The sequence below is a fragment of the Klebsiella sp. 141251 genome, assembly GCF_050600725.1.
Taxonomy (GTDB): domain Bacteria; phylum Pseudomonadota; class Gammaproteobacteria; order Enterobacterales; family Enterobacteriaceae; genus Klebsiella; species Klebsiella aerogenes.
This window is the reverse complement of the sequence record NZ_JAQIRG010000001.1, coordinates 41,858-57,548: the sequence shown is the minus strand read 5'-3', so window position 1 is coordinate 57,548 and position 15,691 is coordinate 41,858. Positions and strand designations below refer to the sequence as shown.

Here is a 15,691-nt window from a genome sequence, read left to right as displayed (position 1 = left end):
TAGTAATACTTTTCTCTGCCGCTTAAATAAGTCTCATAAAGAACATTAAAAAGCAGTTTTATTTTTAAACTGAGATTTGTCGACACTACTCAACTCATAGTCTACAATGATGATTGATAACCATTTATTGCAAATGTGAATGATTATCAGGCTTTCCAGTTAGTTAAAAACAATAGCATAACGATGTTTAAATAACTCATTTTAAACGAGCAAAAAATGGCAGATAACAATATAAAAATTTATCACTCCCGTTATAGCAAGTTGATAAAACTACTGGACTTCCTTACCGTCAACATTTTGATTTTCATCTATTTAAAGTATTTTTACACCGAACCCTCTACCGCTTCCGCGCTCGTTGGAATTATCTATTCATTAGTATTCATAAGAATTAATGAGTATTTTCAATTGTACTCCGGGCAATTTAAAGGCCACTATTTCGCAAAATCAGCCGCGCTCATATTAAGCGTATGCCTAAGCAGTATTGTTTCATTTTTATTTTTCGTCGTTGCCGAGTGGTTAATTAACACGCAACCAGTGGTTAATTTTATCCCGCTGGCCGTCAGTCTGGCGAAATGCTCAATATTTATATTTCTGATTGTCTTCGTGGTGCGGGCAATCACTGCCCATTATCTGTTTAACTCGGTGTTACGGGTGGCGATTCTTGGTATTACGCCCGCGGGCCTGGCCATCGAGCAGGCTTTACAAAAAGAGTACTCACAGCGCGGTATCATCATCAGCTATTTTGAAGACCGCAACAACCATCGCGATAGCCGGTTGATGAGTATTGAAAGAAAAGGTAACTCGCGCGATCTGCTGGCCCTGGCGAAGACAGGCGGCGTTGATGAAATTTATATCGCGCTCCCCATGGTTGCACAGCAGCGTATTAAGCAGTTTCTAAATGAATTCTCTGATACGACAGTCGATGTATTCCTGGTACCGGATCTATTCTCTTACAGCTCGCATATTTCCCAGCTGCGCATGTTCGGCAATCTGCAGACCATCAGTATCTTCACTTCGCCTTTTGATGGCGAAGGGGCGATCATCAAGCGTATTGAAGATATCATTCTCGGCTCTTTCTTTACCTTAATTAGCCTGCCGGCGATGCTGTTCGTGGCGATTGGTATCAAGCTCACCTCGCCGGGGCCAATTTTATTTAAACAGAATCGTTATGGCCTCAACGGCAAGCAAATAGAAGTGTGGAAATTCAGGACCATGCGGGTCATGGAAAATAGCGCCGTGGTCACTCAGGCGACCCGCAACGATCCGCGCATCACCAAATTCGGCGCTTTTTTGCGTAAAACCTCACTGGATGAACTGCCGCAGTTTTTCAACGTGCTTCAGGGGCGGATGTCGATCGTCGGCCCGCGCCCGCACGCGGTGGCGCATAACGAGCAGTATCGCGTGCTGGTGGAGAACTACATGATTCGCCATAAGGTTAAACCAGGGATCACGGGGCTTGCGCAGATTAACGGCTTCCGCGGCGAGACCGACACGCTGGACAAAATGGAGAAGCGAATTCAGTACGATCTGGCCTACATCCAGTCGTGGTCGCTGTTCCTCGATCTCAAAATCGTCTTTTTGACTTTCTTCCGGGGCTTTGTTGGCAAAAATGCGTTCTAGGTTCGCCGTTCTGGCCGGTTTGCTGTCTGTGCCTTACGCACACGCCGACCTGCAGGCAAAACCGCATACCGGGGTTGCCGGCATCGATTTCGAGAGCCAGTTGGGTTATGACATCGGTTACGATGACAACGTGACCTGGCAGCGCTACGACCAAAATAAAATCGGTTCCAGCTACCAGAATATTAAACCTATCGTCAAAGCCATCGGCGAACGTTATGAAGACCGCTACCTGTTGATGTATTCCGGCGATTACCGCAACTATGGCAACGATAGCGCGGATAATCGCAACAACCATTTTTTTATGTTTAACGGCAAATGGCGATTTGGCAGCATGCACGGGCTGTCGCTGGATCTCAATGAGACGCTGGGTCATGAAGAGCGCGGCCGCGACACCACCGAAGGCTTTTTGCCCGAGCAGTTTAAAGAGTTTGGCATCAACAAGCCGATCGACACCCGCTTCTTTAACAGCGAATTGCGTTACAGCTACGGCGCGCCGGAAGGCCGCGGTAAAGTTGAAGTCGCGCTACTGCATAAACAATTGCGCTTTCGCAACCTCGACAGCATCAAAGACGCCAGCGATGACTTTAACTATTACATGCACGATCAGGAGTGGCATGAAAACAGCCTGGTGGCCGAACTGTTCGACCAGAAAGCCAAAACGCTGCGCTATCGCTATAGCTTTATCACCAACCAGCGCCGCTACGAGCTGAACCCGTTAAAAGACAGCAATGAGTATTATCTGCTAGTCGGCATGAAGAATCGCCTGTCGGGTAAAACGGAGATTAACGGTAACGTCGCCTGGCTCTACAAAGACTTTATCCATAACCCGGACTCGCAGGGTTTTAACGGCCTGAACTGGGATATCAACGCCGACTGGAAACCGCTGGAGCAAATGAAAGTTAATCTACACAGCTCCCAGCGCATCAAAGACCCCACCGACTCCGGCGGCTATATCCTGGTGTCGAATTTCGGCGTCGGCTATGAAAATCACTGGCTGGTGGATCGTTTCTCAACTCTGGTCGATTATTCATATATCACCGAAGACTATAAGCATCAGAGTAATAAGCGCAAAGATAAGTCCAATCTGCTGTCGCTGACCTTTAACTATGATTTCCGACCATCGGTTAACTTTAAGCTGAAGCTGCAATGGAACACCATGCACTCAAATAAAGATACGGACACTTTTTATATTGGCCCGGACTACTCGCATGTGGTTGACCGCACCCTGGGCTACGACGATTCGGCCATTATTTTTATGACGCAGGTACAACTATGACCTTTTTAAACAGGACCCTGGCGATGCTTCCACTGCTGGCGCTACTGCTGGCGGGCTGTTCGACGCCGCCGCAGACCATTAAAACGCCGCCGGACGCCGTCTACCTTTTGGACCAGGGCGATGAAGTGAATATTGCGGTCTCCGGGGAGCAGGATCTGACGATGCGGGTAAAAATCGATAATAGCGGCAGCATTGATTACCCCTATATCGGATCGCTGCTGTTAAAAGGCAAAACGCCAGAACAGGTGAGTAATGAAATCGCCGATAAACTGCGCGGTAACTACCTACAGGCGCCGATGGTCACGGTGAGCATCGCCGAATACCGCAAAGTTTATCTGCTCGGCGAAGTGAAAAAACCGGATGGATATGCCTGGGAGCCGGGTTTAACGGCGGAAAAAGCCATCGCCCTGGCCGGCGGTTTTACCGACCGTGCCGACCGTCATGATATTCAAATTCGACAGGCCCGCGGCGGAAGGCTGCTGGAAAATGTCGCCGCCGACTCCTCCGTGCAGGCAGGAGATACCATCATTATTGGCATGAGTTTCTTCTGATATGGCAATTTCACTGGTCGAAAACGCGAAAAAGAAAGAAGGCTTTATCGACTTCACGCCTTATTTCAACAAAATTAAGCACAAGCTTATCTGGTGCCTGGCGGTGGTGATTGTCGCCGCCGTGGCGTCATTTATTCTGACGCGCTTTATGTCCTCCAGCTACACGGCGACCGCTACCGTGCTGTTCAAAGCGCAGTCGCAGGACGTCTCTCCTCTGCCGCGGCTGGAAAACTACGATTCCACGCGCAGCGATTACTACGAGACCAAGTACGCGTTAATGGGGTCACGAGTAGTGCTCGATGCCGCGGTGCGTAAATTAAAGCTGGAGCAGGATAGCGAATTTAACGGCGGCGATAATCTTGATGAGGCCGCGCGCATCAATAATGCCATTCAGGCGCTGCAAAAAAGCCTGACCATTTCCGGCGTGCGCACCACCCAGCTGGTTGCCGTATCGATGGAAGCGAAATCACCGCAGAAAGCCGCCGATATCGCCAACGGCGTCGCCCAGGCCTTCATCGATTACAGCCTGCAGCAGAAGCAAAATACCTTGCTTCAGGCGCAGGGCTGGAACGAAAAAATGATGGACGACCTGAAAACCAAAATGGATCAGCAGAAGGCGGACATCGATAACTTCCTCAAGCAGAACGGATTACTAACCTTCCGCAGCATGGATGGTTATGAGACCGAGCGGCTGGGGATTGTGATTAACCATCTGGCCGACGCCACCCAGCGTCGTCTGAAAGCGCAGACGGTATGGGACAAGGTCCGTCGTCAGCAGGGTAAACCGGTAGAACAGATTATCTCGCTGCCGGAAATCTCTGGCCATCCGCAGGTGCAGGATTTACGCATTGCGCTCATCCAGACGCGGCGCAATCTTTCCGAAGCGGCGAAACACTACGGCCCGCAGCATCCGAAATATCTGCAGGCTCAGGCGCAGCTGCAGGCGGTCAATGCCCAGCTTGGCCAGGTGCTGGGCGAGCTGTTTAACGGCCTGCGCCAGCAGTATCAAATCGCCCTCGACGATGAGCAGCACTACCAAAAAATGCTCAACGATCAGAAGGCTGATTTCCAGGCGCTCGGCGCCAAGCGCGACCAGTACAACACCATGACCACCGCGCTGAATAAAACCGAAGAGCTTTATAAGTCGCTGTACCAGCGCGCTAACGAGCAGAAATTATCGGAGACCTTCTCGGTAGCGGATGAAGTCATTTACGACGCCGCCGTGCCGCCGGACCGCCCGTCTAAACCCCAGCGCGGCCTGTTGATCGTGATGATTACCCTGATGGCGCTGGCGCTGTATATCATGTACCTGATCGTCAGTACCGCGCTGGATAAAACGGTGAATAGCCTCAGCGAGCTCAAAGCGAAAACCGCCCTCGAGGCCAGCGGCGAATTTCCGCTCCTGACGCATCTGGAAAACGCGCAGCAGATTTTCCATAACGTGCTCTACGCCGATATGATCCACAGCCTACGGCTGGCGTTGCTCAATCAGCGCGATAAACCCGCCACCATCCTGGTGACTTCGGTGCAATCCCGTTCCGGCAGTTCGTTTATTGCCGAACTGCTGGCCTGCTCAGCCAGCAAATCGCGTAAAACGCTGCTGATTGACCTCGACTACCTGGCCACTCAGGGATTATCGGCGAGATTTCCTCTGCATACAGCGGGCTTCAGCCAACTGTTGAACGGCGAGTGCTTGCCGGAGCAGTCCGTCGTCAAACTGGATGATCAGCTGGACTTTATGCCTCGCGGCAAACTCAGCGACTCTTCGCTGCTGTTGCTCACCTCTGAACGCCTGCCGGCGCTGCTGGCAACGTTGCATCAGACTTACGATACGCTAATCATCGACGCTCCGGCGCTCAATCAGGCGCAGGATAGTCTGCTGCTGGCGGCACAAAGCGATATGACTCTGCTGGTGGTGAAGGCCGGCGAGCTGGCTCCGCGGATCCGTAAAGCGGAACAACGTCTGCAGAGCGCGGGCAATAGCCGGGTGGCAAACGTGCTCAACCAGGTGCGCGAAGAACATCTGGAAACGCAGGAAGGTAAACGCCTGCTTGAGCGCCAGATGCGCGAACTCATTGCTCCGAAATAGCGCCTATGAATCTGATTAAGAGTATTTCATCCATCGCCAGTTCATCGGTGCTTTCGCAGCTGATCGGCGCCTTTTCGGTCTGGCTTATCTCTCATCGCTACGGTATGGCCGAGGTCGGCCATTACGCGATGATCTACAGCAATGTGCTGATCGGCGCGCAGGTTTGTACCTTTGCCTCGCAGTTGCTAATCCCCCGTCAGGAGGATCACGAGCTTGGGCAAAACGTGGTGTTCTGCCTGCTGCAGAGCCTGGTGATGGCCCTCCCCTGGGCGGTCATTACCGGGCTTATCTTCGAACTTAACATTGCGTTTCTCTATTTGCTGACTTTTGGCTATGCGCTGGTGCTGGTGGCGGAAAACCTTTCCCTGCGCGGCGGCAACTATCCTTTCCTGACTTTCCAGCGCATTGCGGTGTCGCTGGTAGTGGCCATTGCGCTGCTGGTAATGCCCAACCCAACGCTGTTTTATCTGGCGTGGATGGTCGGGATCCTGCTGCTATTGATCGCCTGCCTGATTCGCCTGTTTAACTTCAAAAGCTTAACGCTGCGCCACTTTTCGATTGCCACGAATCTGCGTTTTTTACGCGAGCACTGGCAGCATATTAGCCGCGTCGGCAGCGCCGAGGTGCTGGCGATGGCCAGTAATAACCTGCCGACGATGCTGATTAACATCTGGTTCTCGCCGCTGGTCGCCGGCTACTTTTCGGTGGTCAGCCGTTTCTGCCTGTCGCCGGTGATGATTATCGGTAACGCCGTGCGCAACTCCATCTTTTCTAAATGGTCGATGGATTTTCGTAACCACACCTTTAACTATCCGGAATATAAAAAGGTTCGCCTGCTGCTGCTGGGCGCCGCCGCGGTGTGCATCCTTGGTATCTGGATTTTCTATCCGCTGGTGATGCGCCTGGGCTTTAGTGAGGAGTGGCTGAATTCGATCCCCACCTCGCGCTACATGCTGCCTTATCTGTTCGCCGCGCTGGCGGTCAGCCCGCTGACGGTGATCGAACTGATCTTCGGCTCCCGACGCTACTTCCTGCGTATTCAGATTGAGCAGTTGCTGATTATCGTCATCGCCTTCATCGCCTTACCGTACTTTGGCGTCAGTTATGAAATCGCCCTGCTGGCCTTCTCGTTCCTGACCTTCGCGCGTTACTTATTCATTTTGCTCAAAATGAATCAGCGGGCGAAAACGCTTTCGCTGCAGGAGCAGAAAATATGCAGCTAAACACCGGCCGCTATCTCGAAGCCTATGCCCTGATGACGCTGGTGTTTTGCGGTACGGTCCAGTATTTCACCGGTATCGCGGCCGTGCTGTGGCTGCCATTTTTTCTGGTGCTGGTGATGGCGGTGCTGCTCCTGATGCAGAGCCGCCCGCAGCCGTTGGCGCTCACCGGGCGGGAAAAGCTAATACTGGCGCTGTATCTGACCTTTATCGTACTCGGGCTGGTCTCAACGGTACTGCAGTCAGGGGTCGTCACCGCCATCGTCGGCTTTAAAAACGAGCTGGCGCTGTCGCTGCTGATGTTTTGCATGCTGCTGGGGATGTTTAGTGAATCACAACTGTATCGTCTGACGCGGCTTTTCTACTGGATCTACTATGTGCAGATCCCGGTCGCTATCTATCAGGTGATTTTCGTGGTGCCTAAACGGGTGGCGTTTCGCGGCGAAGATGAGAAATGGGACTCGGTGGTCGGCACATTCGGCGGCGATCCGATGGGCGGCGGCAACACCGCGGCGATGGGGATGTTCTGTCTGCTGATCATGCTCATGAAAGTGTCAGAGTTTAAGCACGGCATCTGCTCATTTAAATCGCTGGTGATCCACATCGCGCTGGGTTTCTTCCTCTGCGTGGTGGGGGAAGTAAAATTCGTCATTCTGCTGTCGCCGTTCCTGCTGGCCCTGCTGTGGGTCCTGCCCGGCTACGTAAGCGGCGTAAGTAAAGTTAGCCTGCGATCGCTGCTGATCATCGCCGCCGGCATGGCGCTATTAATTTTTGTCGCCATTACCGTGCTGGCTTCTAACTATTCCTCAGCCTTCGGCGGCGACCCGACCAAAAGCGCGCTATCGGTATTTATCGATTCGCTGGGCTATATTTTTGATACTAACTACATTATGCCAAGCGGCGAACTGGGGCGTTTTACCACCCTCTTCTTCTGGCTGCAGCATAACGAACTGTTCGGCCCGGGCGGCATGCTGTTTGGTTACGGCCTTAACGCCACCAACAGCGGCAGTACCGTCTCGCCGGGCTATATCGGCGCCTGGTATCACCTGATCCTCGACTCCACCGCTTTAAGCATGCTGCTGTGGGAAGTGGGGATTATCGGCATCATTCTGTTCATTGGCACCATCGCCTCCATCCTGGTCGCCATGCGGCCGAAAGAGACCTTTTCGCGCCACGATCTCAAGCTTGAGGATCTGCAACTCCTTAGCTCGGCGCCGGCGTTCTACGTTTTTGTCATCGGCTGTCTGCTCAGCCTGCCGTACAGCCAGATCCTGATGATCATTCCCATGCTACAGTTTTTATTATGGTTAGCCCTCGGGGCGCTGATTGTCATCCACCGCGCTGTCCGTCTTAACTCCGGTACCCACTATGAATAAAACGCCATCAATTACCGTCAGCATCAAGACTCTGAATGAAGCGCAGGGCATCGAAAAAACCATCGATAGCGTGCGCAAACAGCTGCAACCGTACCCACATCAAATCATCGTCGCCGACAGCTTATCAACGGATAACACCCGCGAACTGGCTATCGCTAAAGGCGCGATGGTGGTGTGCCTGGATAACGCCGCCGACCGCTGCTGCGGTATCGGCCACCAGCTGGGCTGGCTCTATAGCGAAGGCGATTATCTGCTGCTGCTGGATGGCGATATGGAGCTGGAGCCGGGTTTTCTCGATACCGCGGTCGAATTCCTGGAGACGCATCCGGAGTACGCCGGAGTCGCCGGCAGCGTCGAGATGGATGATGCCTCGAACTACGAGTTCAAATCGCGCAAGCAGCGCCTGCATCTGATCTATCCGCAGGGCGACACCGATCATCTGGGCGGCGGCGGCCTGTATCGTCGTGAAGCGATCGAGAAAATCGGCTATTTGACCAACCTCAACCTGCACGGCTACGAAGAAGCGGAGCTGGGCATTCGTTTACAGGCCGCAGGTTACAAGCTGCATCGCCTGGCGGCGCCCTACTTTAGCCACGCCTCTTACACCATGCCGACCTTTAAAATGCTGGCCTACCGTTGGAAAAACGGTTTCCTGTGGGCGCCGGGCGAGTTGCTCCGAAACTGCTGGGGTAAAGCCCATTTCCCGGCGGCGCTGCGGATTGTACGTAATGAGCTGATCTTCACCCTCTATCTTCTGGTCTTACTGATCTGCCTGCTGACCTTCAATGGCAAGGTTATCGCCATTGCCCTGCTGCCGCTGCTGGCGTTTATCGCTCTGAAGGCCATCAAAAATAAATCGCTGCGCGATGGCGTGCAGAGCGCCATTAACTTATCGCTATTTTCAGCGGGGCTGCTGCGCGGGGTGATTAATTCCGTGCGCGATCCGATGAAACGCCCGGCGGTGACCGTCTCGAATCCACAGCATATTGATACTGAAAATGAAAATTCTCTTCGTTAACAAATTCTTCTTTATCAAAGGCGGCGCAGAAACCGTTTATTTTCAGGAGCGCGACGCGATGCTGCAAGCCGGCTACCAGGTGGTCGACTTCAGCATGCAGCACGCGGAAAATAAACCGTCGCCGTGGGAGGAATTTTTCGTCCATAACGTCGATTATCACGACAGTCACGGCCTGATGAGCAAAATCAAAGCCGGGGTGGACTTTATTTATAATGCCGAGGCCTGCACGAAGCTCAACACGCTTTTGTTGCGCGAACGGCCGGATATTGTTCATTTTCATAATATCTATCATCAGCTTACACCTGCCGTTATCGGCGTGGCGAAACGCTTTGGCTGCAAAACGGTACTCACCGCCCACGATTACAAAATCGTCTGTCCTTCCTACACCATGCTGCGAGATGGTCATGTCTGCGAAGAGTGTCTCACCGGGTCGGTGATCAACGCCTTTCGTCACCGCTGCCAGCAGGGCGATACTTTTAAAAGCCTGCTACTGTCGCTGGAAGCCTACTGGCAGAAGTTCGCCAGGAATTACGCCATGCTCGACTGTATCATCGCCCCGAGCGAGTTTATGCGCCAGACCCTGCTGCGTAAGCTGCCCGACGCCCGCATTGAAGTGATCGTCAACGGTATCGATGCCGACAGCACCGTGCCCGGCGACACCGCAGGCGACTATTTTCTCTATATTGGCCGCCTGAGCCGGGAAAAAGGCGTGCCGACGCTGGCGCAGGCGCAGCAAAAAATGCGGGAGGCGATGCCGCTTAAGATTGTCGGCGACGGCCCATTGGGCGCAGACCTGCGCGCGCGTTTCAGCGGCCCGCAGTTCCTTGGCTATATGAAACACGGCGAGGAGCTGAATAACCTTATTCGCGGGGCCCGCGCGGTAGTCGTACCCTCTGAATATTATGAAAACTGCTCCATGTCGGTGCTCGAAGCCATGGCTTTTGGCCGCCCGGTGATCGGCGGCAATATTGGCGGTATCCCGGAACAGATCCGTGACGGCGTCGACGGCTATCTGGTTGAACCCGGCAATAGCGACGCGCTGGCGCAACTGATGGACAAACTGGCTGCAGACCCTGAGCTGGCCCGCAATATGGGAATTAACGCCCGCCGGCGGCTGGAAGAAAAATACGATCTCGCCCGCCACATGCAGGTGCTGCAGGCGCTTTATCAGCAACTTGTCGGGGAGAAAAAATGACCATCAACGTCACGGTTCTAGGCACTCGCGGGATCCCCGATGTGCAGGGCGGCGTCGAAACGCACTGCCAGAATTTATACCCGGAAATCTATCGCCAGGGCAGTGCGGAAGTCTGCGTGATCGCCCGCTCGCCGTATGTGAACTACCGCCGCAGCGAATATCAGGGCGTTAAACTCAAGAGCCTGTGGGCGCCGAAAAGCCGTAAATTCGAGGCTATTATTCACTCGACGCTGGCGGCGTTCAGTACCTTATTCGACGGCTCCAACGTGGTTCACGTTCACGCCGTTGGCCCCGGCCTGGTGGTGCCGTTGCTGCGTCTGCTGGGAAAACGCGTCGTCTTTACCCATCATGGCCCGGATTACGATCGGCAGAAATGGGGCCGGATGGCCAAAGAGATGCTGCGCCTTGGCGAAAAATGGGCGGTGAAATACGCCCATGAAGTGATCGTCATTTCCGAGGTCATCAATAATCTGATTAAACACAAGCATGGACGACATAACGCCCACGTTATCTACAACGGCGTACGCCAGGTCGAACTGCCGCCCGCGGATCGGCAGGCGGAGATCCTCGATAAATACGGTTTAAAACCGGGCCAGTATATCGTTGCCGTGGCCCGTTTTGTCGAAGAGAAAGGACTGCACGATCTCGTTGCCGCCTATGCCGCCGCCGGGTGTTCGGTACCGCTGGTGCTCATTGGCGATGCCGACCACGCCGATGAATATAGCGAGCGCCTGAAGCAACAGGCGGCCGCTACGCCAAACATCATCCTCACCGGCTTTATCAGCGGCGCGCCGCTGCATACGCTGTTCTCGCAGGCCGGGCTATTCGTGCTGCCCTCTTATCATGAAGGATTACCAATCGCGCTGCTGGAAGCCATGTCGTGGTCGCTGCCGGTGGTGGTCAGCGACATTCCGGCCAACCTTGAAATTGGTCTGCCGCCAGCGGACTACTTTCCCGTCGGCAACGTTCCGGCCCTGACGCAGAAACTGCAGCAGTGGGTCGCAGGAGAAAAAGCGGATTACGGTGAGTTTATGCCGAAGTACCGCTGGCCGGAAATTGCCGCGCAAACCGCGCAAGTCTATCAGCGCTTAACGTAAGCAGGTTACTCGTGCCGAAATCTACAGCTGAACTGGTGGTCGAGCGCTTTTATGCCGCGCTTGACCAGGAGGTGGAAACCTCATTAACCGCGGAGCAGAAACGGGGAATCGAGCAGGCGCTGGTGCGCGCCAACCTGGCGTCACGCCATCGCATCGATTTTCGCCACAGCTTTCCGTTCCTGCATCGCCGCTATTTTGTGGTGTTTCTTTTTGGTCGCGATCTACGCAAAGTTTCGCGTGAAAGCACCCTATTCGGACGCATCTTCGCGACTCTGCTGATTACGCTTGGCGTGGTATTCGCCCTGCTGTCGATCCTGCTGGCGCTCTATATGCTCAAATCAGCATTAGGCATTGATGTATTTAAAAATTTCCACGTCGGTATCTGGACGTGGTTTGTTAATCTTCATGACCACATGACAAAGTGAATTGAGTATGGCGATATCATCTTTGCGTAGCGCTCCTCTGTTTCGCGCCCTGCTGCTGGCCAGCACGCTGGCGTCAGCGTCCGTTAGCGCGCAAACCACGGTCATCACCCCGCCCCCATTCGACGGTCTGCTCACCAATCCGGGCATCGGCGTCGCCAGCTTTCATGATGGCTATGGTGAAAAACCAACCCGCGCCGAGTATCCCGATACTGGTTTTGAGTACGATCGCTTCTACTGGAGCGAGCTGGAACCACAGGAAGGGGTCTACAATTTCGCCCCGATCGATAACGCCTTTAGCGTCGCCGCCAACCATCAGCCAGCCATGAACGTCGGCCTGAGGGTGATGGCGCTTGACGATCCGCAAACGGGATCGAAAATTCCCGACTGGCTGATCGCCAAAGGGATCAAAGGACAGTGGGTCGCCGACGGCAAAACCTTCGTGCCGGATCTCAGCGATCCAACTTTTATCGCCTATGCGCAGAAACTGCTGAATGCCCTCGGTCAGCGCTATGACGGCAATCCGGAACTGGCCTTTATCGATATCGGCATGGTCGGCTCCTGGGGCGAATGGCACAACTCCAACTTTAGCGAGATTCCACCGTTAATGGAGAAGTACACGCCGGAGCAGCTCAATCGCTATGTTGATATGCATTTCGATAGCTTCCCGAAAACGCCGAAAGTCATGCTGATTAGCGGCGGCGATTCGCTGGCCTGGGCCAGCCGCCGCGGCGCGGGCTGGCGGGCGGACTGCTGGGGCGACTGGCATAACTTCTCCAGCGAGTGGAGCCATATGCGCGATGATTATCCGCAGCGTCTGGCCGCCGCTCAGGTCGCGGCGCCGGGGTTTGTCGATAGCTGGAAACGGGCGCCCGTCAGCCTTGAGATCTGCGGCTATATGAGCGAATGGCAGAGCGTACAGCACTACACGCGTGAAGAGGTGCAGGCCACCTTCGACTGGGCGCTGCAGCAACACGCCAGCAGCCTGAACCTGAAATCGCGACCGATTCCGGCGGAATACCGCGATATTGTCGATAAAGCCTTACTGCGAATCGGCTACCGTTTCCGGGTCAACAAACTCGCCTTCGAAACGCCGGTTAAGGCTGGTAAGCCGTTAGCGGTCAGTGTTACCTGGCGTAATGATGGCGTCGCCCCGGCCTACCTGTTCTACCCGGTACAATGGCGGGTGGTCAACGCCACCGGCGCCACGGTTACCCAGGTAAAAACCCAGGATGACGTGCGCCGCTGGCTGCCGGGGGAAATGCAAAGCACTGTCACTCTCACGCTACCCGCCGCGCTGCCCGCCGGCGATTACGCGTTGCAGACCGCCATCACCGATGCCCAGGGCAAGCCGCGGCTGCTGCTGGCCAACCAGGGTAAAACCGCCGACGGCTGGTATCAACTAACCACCTTTTCCCTTAAGTAAACGGAGAATTCATGCCTAATGCCATCAGTCAGGTCCGCCGCGAGATCAAACATACCGGCAGTATGAAGGCGAAAATCGCGATTCTGCTCTATCGCCTCGCGACGCTGTATCGCAGCCGCAACCCGTTTTACAAGCTGCTCGGCATTCCATTCGTTATTCTCAATAAACTGATTAACGAGTGTCTGTTTTGCGTCGAACTCCCCTGGCAGACGCGGATCGGCTACGGGTTGAAGCTATATCATCCGCACTGCATTGTTCTCAACCGCGGCACCGTCATCGGTGAAAACTGTATTCTGCGTCAGGGGGCCACCATCGGCAGCCTGACGGATAGCGAAGGCCGCGAAGGGGCAAGCCCGGTAATTGGCAATAACGTCGAGTTCGGCGCCCACGTGGTGGTCATCGGCCCGGTGACGTTGGGTGATAATGTTAAAATTGGCGCGGGGACCGTGGTGACGAAAGATCTGGCCGCCGGTCAGGTAGTGGTCGGCCAGCCGTTCCGGGTGTTGTCAACTCATCGCGAAGCGCAGGAATAACGGCTGAAGCGCCGTGACCTGATGACCAGAATGATCGTTGGCGGTCATCCGCTTCCCACAGCAGGAAGCGGATGCCAAAAGTAGAGCTTACGCGCGCAGGCGAACCGGTTCGCTGAAATCGTCAGCCGGTTCGAGTTTTAGATTGAACGTCGTCAGCAGCGCCGCGGCGCGCTCGTGGAACTCACGCAGCGTTTTTTCGAGTCTTTCGCGAACCTCGGGATCGTCGATGGCGACCGCTTGCCAGTTGCCCTCTTTATCAAACAGGCCGAACTGGTAGCTATAAGTGAAACGAGATTCCTGTGCTTCCATTTCCATCCACCAGCCCCAGAATTCCCGCTTCTCCGGCGCTGGTTTAACGTTGACGCAAACTGCCAGGCAGTCGAAAAAAAAGCGGTTCTCTTCACACTGCCCTTCACGGATATAGGGGCCTAGCGCCGTGAATTTTTTAATCAGCTTACTTTTCAGGTGTCCACTCGGTAACGTCATTGCGATCTCCTTTAGTGATGCAACTGTTTTACCAAACCAATAAAATTTAGCAATATATTAACCAAATCTATGATTGATCCAGCGGGCAATCTGACGCAATGCGTGATCGAAATTACGGTAAACCGGCTTAAACGGTACCTCAAGCAGCTTCCCATCCGACGAAGACGAGGTGATTAACCGCGACTCCTCTTCGGGGCTAAAGGGATCGTCTTTCCAGTAGCCGGAGAGCATCGGCGTAGGGCAACGGCGGCCCAGCAAGCCCTGAGTTTTTAATGAATAACGGTTAAGTTCGACACGCAGCGCTTCGTCAGAAGCATCGTGCATACCAAGACGCGATGCCAGCACATCGAGGAACATCTCCGGCACCCGCGCCATCAGCTGCGGATCCACCAGCAGGTTATGCACCACCGGCCCCAGACAGGCCACCGCCTTCAGTCTCTGCGATTCCAGATACCCCAGACGAACCGCAATATTGGCGCCGAAGCGGAAACCAAATGCCGCCACCCGGGTATGGTCAACCCAGGGGACATTCTGCAGATGCTGCAGCACGTACTGATGCAGCATGCTGGTGTCCTGGCTCAGCGTCCACTTGGTTGAGAAACCGATGGACGGCATGTCCAGCGTCAGCATGGCGATACCCAGCGGGGCAAAATACTTCTCATACAGGCTGTAATAATCGGTTTGCAGCGAATCCAGACCGCCGCACATCAGCACCGTCGGGAACGGGCCTTCGCCTTTCGGCATATGCAGGAAGCCCGTCACCGGGGCGCCGCCGGGGATAGCGAACTCCAGTTCACGCAGCTCGCCCGGCAGGCGTTGCGCCGCCTCTTCATAGGCGCGATTGGCCAGCGTCTGCGCCTGATCGGCTAGCCCATCGCCCTTAATATGGGGATAGGCGGCGATGCTATAGAGGTTGGAGGCGTGCAGCCAGTGGCGACCGCTCTGCAGAGGATCGGCTTCCTGAGTCGCTTTTTGCTGCCACATCATCGCTTGTTTAGTCCACTCATACACCCAGTTGCCACCGCGATAGCCGATCACCGTATCGTAGAGTTCCGGGTCGGAGCGCTCGGCGTCGCTCATCACGATGCGCGCCTGGACATCCCATATCTCCTGCGGCGAAACGCCGCGCCAGATCCACATCAGGCGATTGATTAAGCGATACCAGTGATCGACGTGATTACCGCTCAGCGCGGTCTGCATGCCCTGATGCTGGCCGGAGGAAAACCGACGGACCAGCGTTGAGGTTTCCGGGTATTTGAATCGGGGTTTAAACAACGTTTCGCTAAGGTTAGCCTGTGACATGTGCCGCCTCCATCATGTTGCTGCTTTCGCTATTGTAACCTGCGTCAGGGTAAAAAAAACCACGCCCGGCATAACCGGGC

At 54.5% G+C, this 15,691-nt stretch carries 14 protein-coding genes; 12 read left to right on the top strand and 2 right to left on the bottom strand.

Going from position 1 to position 15,691, the window contains the following annotated elements; translation table 11 throughout:
- Window positions 1-216: 216 nt before the first annotated feature.
- From PGR09_RS00255 to PGR09_RS00200, 12 genes are read left to right on the top strand one after another with little or no spacing between them, the layout of a single operon-like run.
- Window positions 217-1,620 carry an undecaprenyl-phosphate glucose phosphotransferase gene (locus tag PGR09_RS00255; protein ID WP_047046076.1) on the top strand — a complete coding sequence of 468 codons (1,404 nt, stop codon included), beginning with the start codon at window positions 217-219 and terminating at the stop codon, window positions 1,618-1,620.
- Window positions 1,610-2,896: an outer membrane beta-barrel protein gene (locus PGR09_RS00250; protein WP_430915712.1), complete on the top strand. Its 1,287-nt coding sequence runs from the start codon at window positions 1,610-1,612 to the stop codon at window positions 2,894-2,896. Before PGR09_RS00255 ends, PGR09_RS00250 begins: the two co-directional genes overlap by 11 nt.
- Window positions 2,893-3,447: a polysaccharide biosynthesis/export family protein gene (locus PGR09_RS00245; protein WP_020079549.1), complete on the top strand. Its 555-nt coding sequence runs from the start codon at window positions 2,893-2,895 to the stop codon at window positions 3,445-3,447. The genes PGR09_RS00250 and PGR09_RS00245 overlap by 4 nt, the downstream gene beginning before the upstream one ends.
- Before the next feature lies 1 nt (window position 3,448).
- Window positions 3,449-5,536: a GumC family protein gene (locus PGR09_RS00240; RefSeq protein ID WP_430915711.1), complete on the top strand. Its 2,088-nt coding sequence runs from the start codon at window positions 3,449-3,451 to the stop codon at window positions 5,534-5,536.
- Between the two features lie 5 nt (window positions 5,537-5,541).
- A complete protein-coding gene (locus tag PGR09_RS00235) occupies window positions 5,542-6,759 on the top strand; it encodes a lipopolysaccharide biosynthesis protein (RefSeq protein ID WP_045391116.1) in 1,218 nt (405 codons plus the stop codon).
- Entirely contained in the window at window positions 6,750-8,132 is a 1,383-nt protein-coding gene (locus tag PGR09_RS00230; RefSeq protein ID WP_430915710.1) for a capsular biosynthesis protein, read from the top strand. Before PGR09_RS00235 ends, PGR09_RS00230 begins: the two co-directional genes overlap by 10 nt.
- Window positions 8,125-9,150: a glycosyltransferase family 2 protein gene (locus tag PGR09_RS00225; protein WP_045391122.1), complete on the top strand. Its 1,026-nt coding sequence runs from the start codon at window positions 8,125-8,127 to the stop codon at window positions 9,148-9,150. The genes PGR09_RS00230 and PGR09_RS00225 overlap by 8 nt, the downstream gene beginning before the upstream one ends.
- Window positions 9,131-10,345: a glycosyltransferase family 4 protein gene (locus tag PGR09_RS00220; RefSeq protein ID WP_320482337.1), complete on the top strand. Its 1,215-nt coding sequence runs from the start codon at window positions 9,131-9,133 to the stop codon at window positions 10,343-10,345. Before PGR09_RS00225 ends, PGR09_RS00220 begins: the two co-directional genes overlap by 20 nt.
- Window positions 10,342-11,442: a glycosyltransferase family 4 protein gene (locus PGR09_RS00215; RefSeq protein WP_063414182.1), complete on the top strand. Its 1,101-nt coding sequence runs from the start codon at window positions 10,342-10,344 to the stop codon at window positions 11,440-11,442. Before PGR09_RS00220 ends, PGR09_RS00215 begins: the two co-directional genes overlap by 4 nt.
- 11 nt (window positions 11,443-11,453) lie before the next feature.
- Complete coding sequence (locus tag PGR09_RS00210) at window positions 11,454-11,867, top strand: hypothetical protein (protein ID WP_015704480.1); 414 nt, start codon at window positions 11,454-11,456, stop codon at window positions 11,865-11,867.
- Between the two features lie 7 nt (window positions 11,868-11,874).
- Window positions 11,875-13,290 (top strand): DUF4832 domain-containing protein, encoded by a 1,416-nt coding sequence (locus tag PGR09_RS00205; protein ID WP_430915709.1) that lies wholly within the window; start codon window positions 11,875-11,877, stop codon window positions 13,288-13,290.
- An 11-nt stretch (window positions 13,291-13,301) separates the two neighbouring features.
- On the top strand, window positions 13,302-13,823 hold the full coding sequence (locus tag PGR09_RS00200) for a serine acetyltransferase (protein ID WP_045391132.1): 522 nt from the start codon (window positions 13,302-13,304) through the stop codon (window positions 13,821-13,823).
- 87 nt (window positions 13,824-13,910) lie between these two features.
- Here the strand turns inward: PGR09_RS00200 and crl are convergent, their stop codons facing one another.
- Together crl and frsA are read right to left on the bottom strand one after the other, a co-directional pair.
- On the bottom strand, window positions 13,911-14,309 hold the full coding sequence (crl, locus tag PGR09_RS00195; RefSeq protein ID WP_045380819.1) for a sigma factor-binding protein Crl: 399 nt from the start codon (window positions 14,307-14,309) through the stop codon (window positions 13,911-13,913).
- Window positions 14,310-14,366: 57 nt separating this feature from the next.
- On the bottom strand, window positions 14,367-15,611 hold the full coding sequence (gene frsA / locus PGR09_RS00190; protein ID WP_047067962.1) for an esterase FrsA: 1,245 nt from the start codon (window positions 15,609-15,611) through the stop codon (window positions 14,367-14,369).
- Between the last annotated feature and the right edge of the window lie 80 nt (window positions 15,612-15,691).